The 13053-nt window shown below is 46.2% G+C and carries 9 protein-coding genes; 1 reads left to right on the top strand and 8 read right to left on the bottom strand.

The window, feature by feature from the left end; genetic code table 11:
- The first annotated feature begins 27 nt into the window (after positions 1-27).
- On the top strand, positions 28-831 hold the full coding sequence (locus B9N89_RS14185) for a DUF4423 domain-containing protein (protein ID WP_132320688.1): 804 nt from the start codon (positions 28-30) through the stop codon (positions 829-831).
- Between the two features lie 31 nt (positions 832-862).
- Here the strand turns inward: B9N89_RS14185 and B9N89_RS14180 are convergent, their stop codons facing one another.
- The 8 genes from B9N89_RS14180 to B9N89_RS14145 form a co-directional block, all read right to left on the bottom strand.
- Positions 863-1366 (bottom strand): hypothetical protein, encoded by a 504-nt coding sequence (locus B9N89_RS14180; protein ID WP_132320686.1) that lies wholly within the window; start codon positions 1364-1366, stop codon positions 863-865.
- A gap of 362 nt (positions 1367-1728) precedes the next feature.
- Complete coding sequence (locus B9N89_RS14175) at positions 1729-3048, bottom strand: hypothetical protein (protein WP_132320683.1); 1320 nt, start codon at positions 3046-3048, stop codon at positions 1729-1731.
- Between the two features lie 107 nt (positions 3049-3155).
- Positions 3156-5033, bottom strand: coding sequence for a bifunctional homocysteine S-methyltransferase/methylenetetrahydrofolate reductase (locus tag B9N89_RS14170; RefSeq protein WP_132320681.1), 1878 nt, complete (start codon positions 5031-5033; stop codon positions 3156-3158).
- Between the two features lie 100 nt (positions 5034-5133).
- Positions 5134-5727 carry a hypothetical protein gene (locus B9N89_RS14165; RefSeq protein ID WP_132320679.1) on the bottom strand — a complete coding sequence of 198 codons (594 nt, stop codon included), beginning with the start codon at positions 5725-5727 and terminating at the stop codon, positions 5134-5136.
- Positions 5724-6779 carry a trypsin-like peptidase domain-containing protein gene (locus B9N89_RS14160; RefSeq protein ID WP_132320677.1) on the bottom strand — a complete coding sequence of 352 codons (1056 nt, stop codon included), beginning with the start codon at positions 6777-6779 and terminating at the stop codon, positions 5724-5726. Before B9N89_RS14160 ends, B9N89_RS14165 begins: the two co-directional genes overlap by 4 nt.
- Positions 6780-6874: 95 nt before the next feature.
- The gene (locus B9N89_RS14155) at positions 6875-7948 is read right to left on the bottom strand and encodes a tetratricopeptide repeat protein (protein WP_132320675.1); all 1074 of its coding nucleotides are present in this window, start codon (positions 7946-7948) and stop codon (positions 6875-6877) included.
- Positions 7942-10944, bottom strand: coding sequence for a tetratricopeptide repeat protein (locus B9N89_RS14150; protein ID WP_132320673.1), 3003 nt, complete (start codon positions 10942-10944; stop codon positions 7942-7944). Before B9N89_RS14150 ends, B9N89_RS14155 begins: the two co-directional genes overlap by 7 nt.
- Before the next feature lie 258 nt (positions 10945-11202).
- Entirely contained in the window at positions 11203-12993 is a 1791-nt protein-coding gene (locus B9N89_RS14145) for a hypothetical protein (RefSeq protein WP_132320671.1), read from the bottom strand.
- Positions 12994-13053: the final 60 nt, after the last annotated feature.

Raw genomic sequence — 13053 nt, 5'->3', positions numbered from 1 at the left:
ATGAGCCTTAAAATTGACGATTAGTAAATGAATACCATCCTAGAACATGATTGCTACCGAGATGTCATCTTGGCTTTCGTCAAGGAAACTCACTGTACCCAGAGACAGATAGCCCAGGAATCCGGTATTCACACCAGCTATTTTTCGCGGGTGATGAAGTTAGGAGCGGATTTCTCCAATGAGCAACTCTATGCTATCGGAAAGGTGCTTGGGCTTTATAATTGGCGGCTGGATTATTTCTTGCTGCTTGGAGATTTGTCTCGAAGTGGTCTCCACAGTCACAAGACATATATTAAAAATAAGATCGATGAATGTCGACGGATGCACTCCAAGGTGATTGACAAGCTTCAGGGTGTCTGCGCACCACTTTCTGAAGAAAATATCGCCACCTACTACAGTTCGACTCTCACAGCACGTGTTCACATGTTGCTTACAATTCCTAAGTTCCGTTTTCATGTGATGATGCTGCAAAAGAAACTGAGAATTTCTGAAAAGCTACTAGGCCAGGAGCTTAAGAAACTTGAGCAATTGAAAATTATTTCACGGGAAGGCGGTGAGATTAAGGTTCTCAAGAGATCCATTCACTTAGAAGAAAGTCATCCAGCATCGATCGATAATCATAGGAATTGGCGAATTGAAACCCTTCATAAGCTGAGTCATGGTGAGGCGAGTCATGCAGATTTCCACCTCTCGGCAACCTTTAGTGGCAATGAAAAAACTAAGATTCAAATCAAAGAAATTCTGAAGCAAGCCATCGTTGAATCGCAAAAAAAGGTGCGAGATAGTCAGGATCTAGATGATGTGTTTCATATTGGGATTGACTTATATTAGATAGAGAGGGCTCGCAAGCGAGCCTCAGAGTTTAGTCTGTGCCGTTACCTTGGATTACAAGAATATTGCCTTCAACATCATAGAAAGCAACAGCGCAAGGAGCTGTAAAGTGGATGAAAAGGTCAAGAAGACCTTTACCTTCAATGCGAACCAATTTAACTAGGGAATCATCGCGACGAGTGATCGATGTGAATTTTCCGGCAAGCCTCATGGAAGTTGCAACGCTGATATGGTTCGTTTCAGGACGATTTGGATTTGTGTATGCGCCTTTTGTGTAGAAAACACACTCACTGAGTGCATTCTTCTGTTGGCTATAGCTGCTGACTTCGCTTACAGTGCGGCCTTCAACTAGCTTTTTAAATGCAGCCTTGTCCATTACTTCAGCATCTAAGAAGTTGTTGTCGCGGGCATAATCGTTGCCAGTCGCGCGGTAAACTCCATCCATGTCATCGGCAAGAGTGTAGAGCGCCTCCACAGAACTAAATGCGATGCTGGAAAGCAAAAACTGAGCAAAAAGGATGGCAGTGATTTTCATGAAAATCTCCTAGTTTGGACAACATGATGGTTGTTCGTTGAGTATTTTTGGGGTTTTAAAAATAGACCTGAATTTTTCGGCCGAAGGGCTATATAACAAAAACTTGGAGGAAGATGCCATCCTAAAATAGAATTTTTTTAGGTTTTCAGTCGAGCTATCGATAAGTGTCTAATTTACAGGTTAATATTTCATAAATCCAGATCGATAGTGTGATGTCTTCCCTGTGCTGGCTTCTCAGACTAGTGCTTAGTCACATTGGATTCTCGGCTAGGCGTCGAGGAATGAATGAGGAGATAGTACTCCCGTACAGCGACGATTGAGAGACGAAGACAACAACGCAGAGAACCCAATGTGACTAAGCACTAGTTCATATGTTGAATTATAACAGTCTCTTCATGGTGACGAAGTCTTTCCAATAAAGCTGGTAGGTCAGCTACCGGCTCCGACCAAAAGTCCGAGGCACTTAAGGCATCCTTTAAACTTAACTCCCCAAACCTTTTATCTCGCCAGAGATGTATAAACTTCAAAGTTCGGAAGGCATCGAACCAATGATGAAATTGCTTCCAAGCCCCATCCAAAGTTCGGGCACGGGTTTTCGCCGCTTTGATGGCAGACTCGGTTTCTGTGATATTCAAAAGCTCGGAATCACTTTCAAGAGATAAATCGCCGCTCCACTGCAAGCCGTCTTTGAAAGATTGTCCTTCAAATATGGCAGCTTTCACGGCATTCAAATAGCATCGCAATGCTATAAAGCTCGCCGGGTGATAAACCATATAGGGCTGTCCATCCTGGAGCATGGTTTCGATTTTTTGTGTGCCCTGCCCTGTGCCGAACGGCACCCGATGGGAGCGCCTATCTTGAAGAATAACGGGTTGGCCCCTGGCTTGATAGACCTCTCCAACTTTTGCCAGTTTATTGAGTAGGTAGAAATCTTCTCCGGCCTGACGTTTGGGGAACCCATGAACAGCTGCATAGGATGGTGCATGAATTGAGATCGTGCTACCGATCGTAGGAAAGGCCCAAGGAGAGCCAGCTGAGCGTAAACCAAGGACGTAGTATCTTAGCCATGATTCGTAATGCATGGCTGCTTGCCAGTGGGTGGTTTGCTCCTGGCTACTACTTGGCACGTGACGGTAGCGATGAAGAACAGTCGAGGCTTTTTCAGGAATCTGATTTTGAAGCTGACTTAGGTAGTCTACCGGTAGCCTGGCGTCACTATCAGTGTTATGTATCCATGGACTTTTCAAGACTGACTGCTGGAAAAGTGCGAGTCCGATATCAGCTCCAATCTTACGAGCTAAACCCACTCCCTTCTTCGGGGGAAAACAATGGTCTCCAGTGCGATCTAAGACTAGCAGGCTGTAGCTTGGTCCTTCCCCAAGGTAAGCCCTCGGGGAGGTTTTCAAAGGCTCAAGTGTATATCGGTTTTGTAGGTATGCAAGGGTCTGCTGGTTGCTTTGTTTCAGAGTTTGATCTGTATCTGGCCCTTCATTGATCAGTAAGAATACAAGCAAGTGGCCGCTTTTTTCCATAGCGTCAAGACTGTCGAGGGTGCCAGGAAGTAGCTCATGCTCACCGCAGCAAGGTATTGCAATATAGTGATCCCACTGCCTATTCTTTAGGATTTGAGCCAGTTCGACTGCCTCTGGCTCGCCCTGATTTTTAAGGTACTTAGTATTCATTTCAGACCCTCCGAGGAGGGTCATAACATAATAGCCGCTTAATCGGTATACACTTTGGCTATATTCTGTCGCTATAGCTCGTAATCCACGCCCTTTTGGGTGTCTGGCTACTTGCCAAGAACTTTGAGAGCAAGGTCAGCGCGTCCGAATGGAGCTGATACCTGGATGCCTTGAACGCTATCGCCAAGTTCCTCGACCATGGTATGAGCGATCTCAACTCCCACTTTTTTAGCGTCCTCGGGTGACTGAGGCTCAGCCATCCGCTTCATGATTTCATCGGGAATCACCACACCAGGAACCTCGTTGTTCATAAACTGAGCGTTACGGAAGCTAAGCAGAGGCCAAATCCCAGCGATGATCGGGATCTTGATATTCTCTTTTTCAATATGATCGATAAACTTATAGAGCGCTCTCAGATCGAAAACCGGTTGGGTGATGGCCCACTCGGCACCGGCTTCCACCTTGTATTTGAAACGCTTCATTTCATAGTCGAAGTCTCGGTGCACAGGATTAACACCAACGCCAATAGTTAATGCTGTTGGTTCTCCAATCGGGCGACCACCTAAGTCAAGGCCACCATTCAGTCTATGAACCATATTGGTGAGGCCAATGGCATCAATATCAAAGACGCCGGTGGCATCGGGATAGTTGCCAAGCTTGGGAGGATCACCAGTGACAAGAAGCATATTACGCAAACCAATGGCATGGGCACCCATCATATCAGATTGCATGCCTAGAAGGTTACGATCCCGGCAGGTGTAGTGAAGAACTGTTTCAATTCCAACCTTCTGCTCAATCATCACCGACGTGAGAATAGCACTCATACGGGCGCTAGCACGAGGGCCGTCCGGGATGTTGATGGCATCGACGCCAGCGTCTTTTAGCTGTTTGGAACGCTCTAGGATTTTATCTGGCAAGACGCTCGATGGTGGCAGTAACTCGACGCTGGATACCATCTGACCATTGGCGATTTTTTGGGCCCACTTGGATTTTTTCTCTAGAGGAACCCGTTCACAGCCTTCGGCACAGATATCCCCAGAGCTAGTGTGTTCGATGCTTGAAAACTCTGGTGACAGATCTCCTTCTGAGTGTCGCATCGCCTTCTGGTGGCGGAAGGCCTGAGCCATGCTTTTGATATGCTGAGGTGATGTTCCACAGCACCCACCAACAAATTGGACACCAGCCTCAAGAAAGTGCTTGGTGAACTCAGCCATATATTCCGGGGTGCACATGTAGATTGTGCGGCCGTCTACCTGTTTGGGAAGGCCTGCATTAGGCTGCACTACAATAGGGCAGCGTGTTGTATTTTGAATCTTCTTAACAGCGGACATGATTGGTTGAGGGCCCACAGAGCAATTAAAGCCCAAGGCATCCACGCCCCATTCTGTAATCTTCTTTATGGCCCACTCCGCCGGAGTACCCACCGGCATTTGACCTTCTGGGTTAATGGTGATCATGGCAATCACAGGCATCTTCGGGTTTAACTCTCGCGAGGCGAGGATTGCCTGCTGTAATTCTGAGATATCACCGAAAGTTTCCAAACTAATCACATCAACGCCACCATCGACCAGCCCTTTGATCTGCTCTTTGAAGGAGTTCTTTGCCTCTTCGAAAGATGTTGGACCCCAGGGCTCAATTCGCACACCTAACGGCCCTACTGAGCCAGCTACATATCCATCAGGGCCTATGGCCTCGCGGGCTATACTCGCAGCCTTCTTGTTGATTTCATAGGTTTTGTCGTGAAGGTTGTGAGTCCGTAGTTTAAAGGAGTTAGCTCCCCAACTATTGGTCGATAAAACCTGAGCCCCGGCTTTCACATAGTCTTCGTGAAGCTCTCGGATAAGGTTTGGATTGCTGAGGTTAGCTTCTTCAAAGCAGCGGTTGATAAACAGACCGCGATTATATAGTTCAGTACCGGTAGCACCATCGAATAGTAAGGCTATTTTCTGACTAAGGACTTCTGTAAAAGAGAGTCGAGCGCTCATAAATTTCAATTCCCAGAGATTCAAACTAAACTGTGTTCATTGACAGTCCAGTCTAGAGGAATCGCAAACAATTAGGAAGGTAAAATCATCTAGCTAGATTCTACAGGTTTTTGATTGCCACTTTACCGTCGGATCGGTCGGAATGGTTGTAAAGCTGTTGGATCAACTCGTAGGGTATGGCTAAAGCCTTTTCCTTTTGTATCAATGGAAATAGGACGAGCAAAGAGCGGCGAAAGTTACGATGCTTGACGAGCAATCCAGAGTAGAGAGTACCCATGTTTATCTCAGTCAGTATGGGATGGTTGTTTTGATGAAGGCGCTCGAATAGTTCCATGGTAGATGTCCAAGTGTCCGTTTTCAGGCTCATCACAACTTCGTTCGTAATGTGGCAGCGAATTGACACAACTTCAACGCACTTAGGAATAGTCGGTAATACTAAAGGGCTTACCCAAGATAGGTTCAGTGAATTGTCCTTTTGCAGGGACTTCGTTAATCTTTGAAATTCAGTTGGTTTCGGTTTTAGGCCCCAAAGAGTCTTAGCAGCACCCTTATACGACTTGTTCAAAATCTGCGACTGAGCCTCCAAGATTTCTCCTAAGAGGGCATAGTGGCCAAAGCCCTTGGCAATGCTGGCTGAGGAGGCAAATAGCGATATGCTCAGTAGTAAGCAGAAGGTTGAGTACTTCAAGTTCAAGATAATGTGTCCTTTCTCAAGGCGAGAATCAAACAGGGGCTTAGAGCTAGGAGCCAGAATCCTGGCATTGGGGCAGAAGCGCTAATGGAGCCGCAGCGACTTGGATCACTCGAAGGTTTGGGTGGATTCTGAGCAATCGCATCAACTTCTTTCTTAACCTCATCTACATCACCCTCCAGAAACATTGCAACATAGGGACTTGCAGTGGCGACGTTTACAACCATTTCACCACGATCACCGCCATAGCCAATCTTAATGCCACCCCAGTTTACCCCGAGCAGATGACCTGTCGTACGATTGATCAGTGCCGAGCCACTACTGCCCTTGAGTTGGTCGCAGCTATGTTTAATACCAAATCCAAGGCTTAGGTCTAGAGCCCATTCTTCCGGTGGAAATGGGCCTAGGGTGTGGCAGTCGCGAGAGGTAATCTGGGCGAAAGGAAGTGGAATTTGTGTGTCCAAATCCATATGAACCTTACTTTTTAGCTCTGGATCACTCTCGTCTATCTTCGGGTAGTGGATGATTACAGCACCTTCGCGACTTTCTAACTGACTGGGATCAGCAAGGGTTAGTGGTGAAAATCGTTGATCAGGAGTTTGGTCCAGCTCGAAGGTGGCTAGGTCGAGGATAGAGTCGCTGCGAAAAGACCCTAGGCGACATCGTCGTACCTCTTTATTTTCGATATCAGCTTTTAGAAAGCCAAGAAATACCTTTGCTCCCTTGCAATGATTTTCAACTAGACCGGTTGAAGCTTGGGTTTTCTCTTCAATGTCCTGAGTGAAGCAGTGATGATTGGTAATCACACGGGGAGCACTTTGAGGGGTTTCCCCTTCTATGAGAGAACCAGAACAGAATTTGAGTTGACCGTTGTCCATGGGGACAGTGATGAGAGCAGAGCTGTGTGATAAGCCTTCAAAGGGCAGACTCTCTGCCATAGGTTCGAAAGTGGTGATATCGTTGGTTCCGATGATATACGCAGTTGTACTTATCTTAACGGGTTTCTTGCAGCTAACTAAGGCAAGGACAAGGCTCAGAAGGTAAGGATACTTCATAGCGACCCAGGTGTGGTGGTTGGGTTAATGATAAAATTATATCACTGAATGAGATCATCGGAAAGCGGCCTAGGAAGGCCACTGATTGCCTAGGATTAGAGATCCAGGTCATCCTCCAAACCAGAGTCATTGGCTGGCATGATGGAGTCACTCTGGCCGCCAGATTGAATTCCAGAAGGACTGATATCTTCCTGCTCAGCAGTTCCAGAAGCTTCTTCGTCCTCGTCCTGGAAGACAATAGCGGAGTCCTTGGCGTCTTCATCATGATCAAGATTGATCTCTCTCAGTTTCTTTTCAGAGTATATTTGAGCTTCGAGACGTCGCATCAAAAAGTTAGCTCGACGCTTGATATCCAGGTCATTGGTAGATTTATCATCCACCACATCAGCCAAAATTTTGACGGCTTTTTCCTTCTTTTGAAAACCATAGTTCTCGATAATAGCTATGTAGTACTTCGCCTGCAGATTATCGGGGTCACGATCTAAGATGGTTTCGAAGGCTTCTTTTGATTCTTCGTAGTCCTTGATTCGGCTGGAGGCTACACCGAAGCCAAGCAAGGCAGCGGTGCAGTTACCACATCGATTCTGGACAATTTTGAACACGTCACGGGCAGCGGCACCATTACCCATTTCAAGGTGAAGGTGACCGAGATTTAAGCCGCTTGCCACTTCGCGGTTATTGCCTTCGAAGGCTTCCTCAAACTTAACCATGGCCCGGCGAAAATCCGCGAAGGTAGCTCCTGGTTGGTTTAAAATAGCGAGTCCCTGGATGTTGGCGGTTTCTAGTTGCCCAGGATGATACTTTTCAATGAGTCGGCTGTAGTAGGCCGAAAGGCTAAAGTTTTGCTTCATTGCCAATCCAATAGATAGCACCTGAAGAGCAACCATATCCTTCGGGTGGTTTTCTAGGTAAGCTCTCGCATCGTTGATGGCAACATCCCACTCGCGGGTCCCTAGAGACGAATAAAGCTTCATCTGATCACTGTTGCTGGTCTTTCGAATATTGATCCACTGATCGCGATTCAGTTCGCTCAAGATATCCTGGCCGCTGGTTTGATGAACATGTATATCAGCGGAACCTTGCTCAGTTTCTTGATCACCTGAGCTTGTGACACAGCTAGTTAAGAAGCTAATAGAAAAAATAGCGAAAGCAAACGCTTTGATTACCATGATGAGTCTCCTACATCTGCTCCGAAGTCGTCAGAAGCTTTTTCCATCACAGGAGACCACTGCACAAAGCCGTTTCCTGCTGTACTATTTGTCTGGTCAAATTCAAGTTGTTCGTCGTTTGTCCATTGAACTTCCCGAGACCAATCAGGGGTTGTTTGGCCTTCCTCGGTAATTCCAAGGGCCTGGGCATCAGCTTCACGGGATACTTTGTCAAGGTAAGCGATAATGCCAAGCTTTCGTTCCTCAAACTTGCTGACGATGCTTTCATCGAGCGTCTGTGGAATCGAAATATCTTCAATGGCTGTTAAGGTATTCTTAGTTGTTTCAGAGAGAATCATCATTGCAGGTGCGCAGAAGCTGGATTCTCCGATTTCACAAACTGCGTCGAACTTTTTCTTCACATCAGAGAATAAAGCATATTGCTTGTCCAAGACCTTCTGAGGATCTGTTAAACCTAGGTTGAAGAACTCTGCCTTTGTTCGCTTGCTATCCGCTTGTGCGAGGATCAAGCGAGCCTGTGCTAATGCCTCACGTACAGACCGCTGGTTGAGAGAAAGTCGATTGATCTTGCTTTCCAGTCGTCGAACTTCTTTTAAGTTATTTCCTCTGGCAGCGATCTTAGTCTCAAATGAGTAGACTGTGGCCATGGCATCGTGATCATGAGATCCCATTTTCTTGACTTGTCGCGCTCCCCATTTAGCATGGCGAACTTCACCATGGCGAGCTTCAATGTCCATAACGGCTAAGGCTGCCCTCAAGCGCTCCTCAGGTGGAACTCGATTATCCTTGCTCTGATCCTGGTAGATGCGAGCCGCATAGCCGTAGATTTCGCGACCAATATAAAGATCAGCTAGAATGCGACGCACCTCTAGAGTCTTCCGGTTGTGAGGATATTTGTTGACGAATCGTTGGTAGAAAAAGATTGTCTGTTCTTCATAAGCCATTGGTATCGACCACTCGCCACCAAACAAGAGAGCTTGTTGCTCCATGCTATTATTAGGGTAAGTATTCACCAAAGTCATCAATGTTTCGATAGACTCAGGGTGATTTGCATTATTATGGTAGGCTTGTGCTAGCACGAAGAAGCCTTCTGCTCGACGGCGATCTTTCACATAAATATCGGTGAATTCTTTGAGCTTAGCAATGGCATTTTGCCAATCGTTCTTTGCAAAAAGCTCCTTACCGCCGAAGAATAGAGCGTCAGCAAGCAGGATGTAGGCACTATAAGTCTTGCCCTTAAATTTAGGTGTAATACGGAGTTCCATGGCAAGGCGTGAAAGATCTTCCAAAGACTGCCACTGTTTTGCACCTTTGTACGCCAGCGCCATAAAACCGGTAGCAAGCTGGGGATGTCGACCTTTTGGATTGGTTTTGATTTTTGCCAGCCAGTCACTGAAGGCTTCCGGACCACGATTGAGGTTGATTTTAAGAAGACCAATATGAGCTAGGTCGGCCCAAGCTTGGGTGCTTTGGTATTTTAGTTCCATCATAGCCAGGAGCGTTGTCCGGTTCTGTGGACGAGCCTTGTTTATGCCATTCCAAGGTGCAGCGGCCGGCCAGTGAGCAAGAGTTCTCTGGGATGCAATGGCTAGATTTAGGAAATTAAAGGATTGCTTACCTGAAGCCTTATCTTTCAGTGCCATATAGATTTTCACAGCCTTTTGATGCTGGCCAGCCCTGGCATAGATCTTTGCGATCTTTGATTCGATTGTGATTTTTTCACCATCGGAAGCAAATTTCTGGAGATATCGGTAGGCCGCAGCGATGGCAGCGTTACGAACATTGGCAGTGGTCTTGGTACGAAGTCCTTTGGCAAGCTCGCGATTGATCAGCTGAGCGTGCTTCGCGCGAATGGTTCGGTAATTCTTTGAGCTTTCTTGCTTGCTATACTTTGTTTGGTACTGAGCAAGGATCTTCTGCATTGCTATGCCTGTCTTGTGGTGGCTATAGCGCTTCTCATAGAGATTAATAATTCTCATGTCGATTTTTTCAACATATGGGCTACCAGCTAACTTGTTTGAAAGCACACTATACTTAGAAATCGCTTTTCTATAGTCTTTCGACTTCATATCACTGATGGCAATTCGCTCGATCATGCCGTAACTTTCAGGTAAATCCGAGAAGTGGCTGATTTTAAATGGGTATGATGCCCAAGATGCGTTTCGTCCCTCAGCACTGCGCCAGACGCCAAGAGTATAAGAAAAAACGGCGCTTTTTTCTTTGCGGCCTAAGTTTCGCGAGCGATAAGCAGCGGCTGCTAAGTACTTTCGGTATGAAGAATCTGTCTTACGGACCCGTCTGCCCCGAAGGTTTAGTCCGGCCAGCTTCTTAGCAATGACCAGTCGTCCTGAAATACCACCACGCACAGGCATTGAGCCGATCACACTCCGGATGAGTTTGATACCCTTATCAGGGTTCTTGTACTCAGCCATATACATACCTTCTAGGAAGGTCACGCGACGCTTGAGGTAGCCATTCAAATGGTTTTGAACTTTCTTAAGGGAGCGTACCGATGATCCTTTAGCACTGCTTGTGAGGTACCTATTCGTGTAGAGATGATAGAAAGCTCGTGCTCTTTGGGTATTGCTCTTGGTAAACCGAGCTAGTTCAACAGCATAGTAGTTTGCATTTTTTTGGACATTTGTAATCTTTGAGTCGATAGGGCTGTAGTTAGCTGTGACTGTTGTTCTGCCTTCTTTTACATCAATCAGAAAGTAGGATAAATTTTGATACTTTAGATAAAGGCTTTCCAGCAGCTCTAGGCGTCTCAGGCCCCTCGCAGTAGGAAGTTCTTGTCTTTGAAGATTGATATCTTGCATGATGTGCTCGAAGCCAAGGTCGTCGCGCACCAAGTTTTTAACCAGCATGGGGTCTCGTAGAGATTCATCCAGCATGGGGACGTAGCGACTTGAATAGTTCAGAGGAACTATCGGTCGCTGGGCTAGCACCATTTCGCTAGCGAACAAGCTAAAGAGTAAAAAGACTAATCGTTGCATTGTAACGGGCTCCACTTCTACAAATTTCCGCTCGACTTCGGGATCAACAGACTTGGGTCTGGTACCTTAAACAAAATGCAAGGCGGAGGCCATTCGTACCAAAACGTAAGATCCTAAGATTGTTGCAGATTAGAACTCTTTTTGGCTATCGGGCTGTACGGGACATAGTGAGCTGTCAGGTTTTTCTACAGATTTTTGAATCGTGGCGTGTAGCATATAATAGTAATAATAACAGGAATTTATTGTTGTTTCTAAATCTCAGCGATCTTGCTGGAAACGTTGCTGAAACTTGAGTAGCTGCTCGGAGTAAACTCGGCCTTGTTCGGTCACAGGGGGGCGGGCGTAGAAGACGAATGCGTAGAATGCTAAAAGGATGAGAATAGCAATGGCTAAGACTCTCAAATCCCGGCCATACTTCTTAAAGCCATCGACAAACTTTTGATATCCAGATCGGGTGTCTTTGGGTTTTGGCCGGTAGAGAATGGGAACATCATCTTCCTTGAGACTAACTTCCTCGGGAACATCTGTTGGTGGAGAAATAATGATATCGCTGTCTTCAGCTTGAGGCGCCGGGGTGCGCTGCTCTTCGAATTTAAGGGGGGCTACCTTGAGATTTTCAACCTGACGTTTCATGTGCTCCCCAAAGAGCCTCACAACATGTTCAGCGAGTGCTACTCGATCCTGGTTAAGCAAGTCTGATAGATAGCCATGCACTCGGTAAGGGAAGTTTCTAATGTCTGGGTCGTCATGGTGAAACGCTGCTGTGACTTTAGCATAGATCGCTCGCGATAAAACTTTTCGTAGTAATGGTGACTCAATTCCTAAGATCCCATAGTTGCTTATTTCATAGGGAACAGCTAGCTCGACTGATTCTGGGTGAATCTTTACCAAACGAGCGGATAAATTGATTTCAGCAAAGGATAGAGCATGATCTTTTCGAATGTAGAATGTTGTGGCAGTTTCAGAGTCGTGATTTAGTTTCTCTAACTTGCGGTGCACGATCGCCGAGAAATTTTGGGTAAAGCGAGTCATATAGATGAATTCCTGTTGCCTTTGCTCTTCCCAGTAACTGTAGTAGGTTTGATCGATATTTCGTCCTACGATATAGATTGGAGCATCGTCCCGAATATGCTTCATCATAGTGTTGAAAAGCTCTTTGTTGGCTCCTTTGGTCAACTTTTCCTCGATGAATACGATATCTGGATTCAAAAATCGAGGTTCTTCAGCCATGCTGTTTTTATGGAGCGCGACGTTTATATCAATTTGAGGTGACTTGAGTCGGGAAATCAGCTGATTGCGAATGTCGTAAGTACTGATCGCAACATAAGCTTTATGAGGTACTTTGGTTTTTTGATAAAATAGACCCTCAAGAAGGTCTTTTCGTTTCGTCTTGAGGGCCTCAGGCAAACTCCAATGGCAAATGTAGGCGTCAGAGAAACGATAGCGTAGGTTGGTGCGCTGGTGTTCTACCACCGTAAGGGTTAGCCACTTGGTGCCTAAGTACTCCGCTAGACCGCCCATGAGTTTAAACTTTGAGCCGGGGTCAATTTTCATGCGAGTTTCTAAACGTATATGGTCTGCACCGATCCAAACCATGCGAGCAGGGATATTCACAGCACAAATATTTCTGAGAGTCATCTGAGGAACTGGTTGAGCAAAGGTCGCACCCGTACCGGAACTGGCAAAATCAAATCGTTGGAGCCAAGCTTTATCTTGCAAATCTAAAGGGAGAATATCACGAAAGCCAAGTTGGACTGCTTTGTGGACGAGATCGTTGTCTGATCGTGATAAGGAAACAATAAATCGGGTACCTGCTAGCTCTGGTTGGTCGAGTATATGCTGAAAGCCAGAATATAGGTCGTTGTCATTGAACTCATCCCCAATGATCACGACGCTCGTCCGCCTATGATTGTATTGCTCGAACAGGGAGTCGAAGTCATGAAGGATAATGGGAACAATATGATTATTTTTTAGAAGCTTGATCTTTGCTTCATGTTGTTCGTTCATATGCCTGGCTTCGATGAGCCAGTAGATTCTTTTTGCCTTCATGACGACCCTTCAGCGGTTCTGTCAATTCGATCGGAAAATCATCGCGAGGCTTGATAGGCA

The sequence above is a fragment of the Pseudobacteriovorax antillogorgiicola genome (genome assembly GCF_900177345.1).
Lineage (GTDB): Bacteria > Bdellovibrionota_B > Oligoflexia > Oligoflexales > Oligoflexaceae > Pseudobacteriovorax > Pseudobacteriovorax antillogorgiicola.
Note: the sequence above shows the minus strand (reverse complement) of the source record. Positions and strands in the feature narration are given on the sequence as shown.

What these genes read in the sequence shown, in the direction of transcription:
- B9N89_RS14155 (WP_132320675.1), bottom strand. Translation starts at nt 7,948, where the DNA reads ATGGTAATCAAAGCGTTTGCTTTCGCTATTTTTTCTATTAGCTTCTTA.
- B9N89_RS14185 (WP_132320688.1), top strand. Translation starts at nt 28, where the DNA reads ATGAATACCATCCTAGAACATGATTGCTACCGAGATGTCATCTTGGCT.
- B9N89_RS14170 (WP_132320681.1), bottom strand. Translation starts at nt 5,033, where the DNA reads ATGAGCGCTCGACTCTCTTTTACAGAAGTCCTTAGTCAGAAAATAGCC.
- B9N89_RS14180 (WP_132320686.1), bottom strand. Translation starts at nt 1,366, where the DNA reads ATGAAAATCACTGCCATCCTTTTTGCTCAGTTTTTGCTTTCCAGCATC.
- B9N89_RS14145 (WP_132320671.1), bottom strand. Translation starts at nt 12,993, where the DNA reads ATGAAGGCAAAAAGAATCTACTGGCTCATCGAAGCCAGGCATATGAAC.
- B9N89_RS14150 (WP_132320673.1), bottom strand. Translation starts at nt 10,944, where the DNA reads ATGCAACGATTAGTCTTTTTACTCTTTAGCTTGTTCGCTAGCGAAATG.
- B9N89_RS14160 (WP_132320677.1), bottom strand. Translation starts at nt 6,779, where the DNA reads ATGAAGTATCCTTACCTTCTGAGCCTTGTCCTTGCCTTAGTTAGCTGC.
- B9N89_RS14175 (WP_132320683.1), bottom strand. Translation starts at nt 3,048, where the DNA reads ATGAATACTAAGTACCTTAAAAATCAGGGCGAGCCAGAGGCAGTCGAA.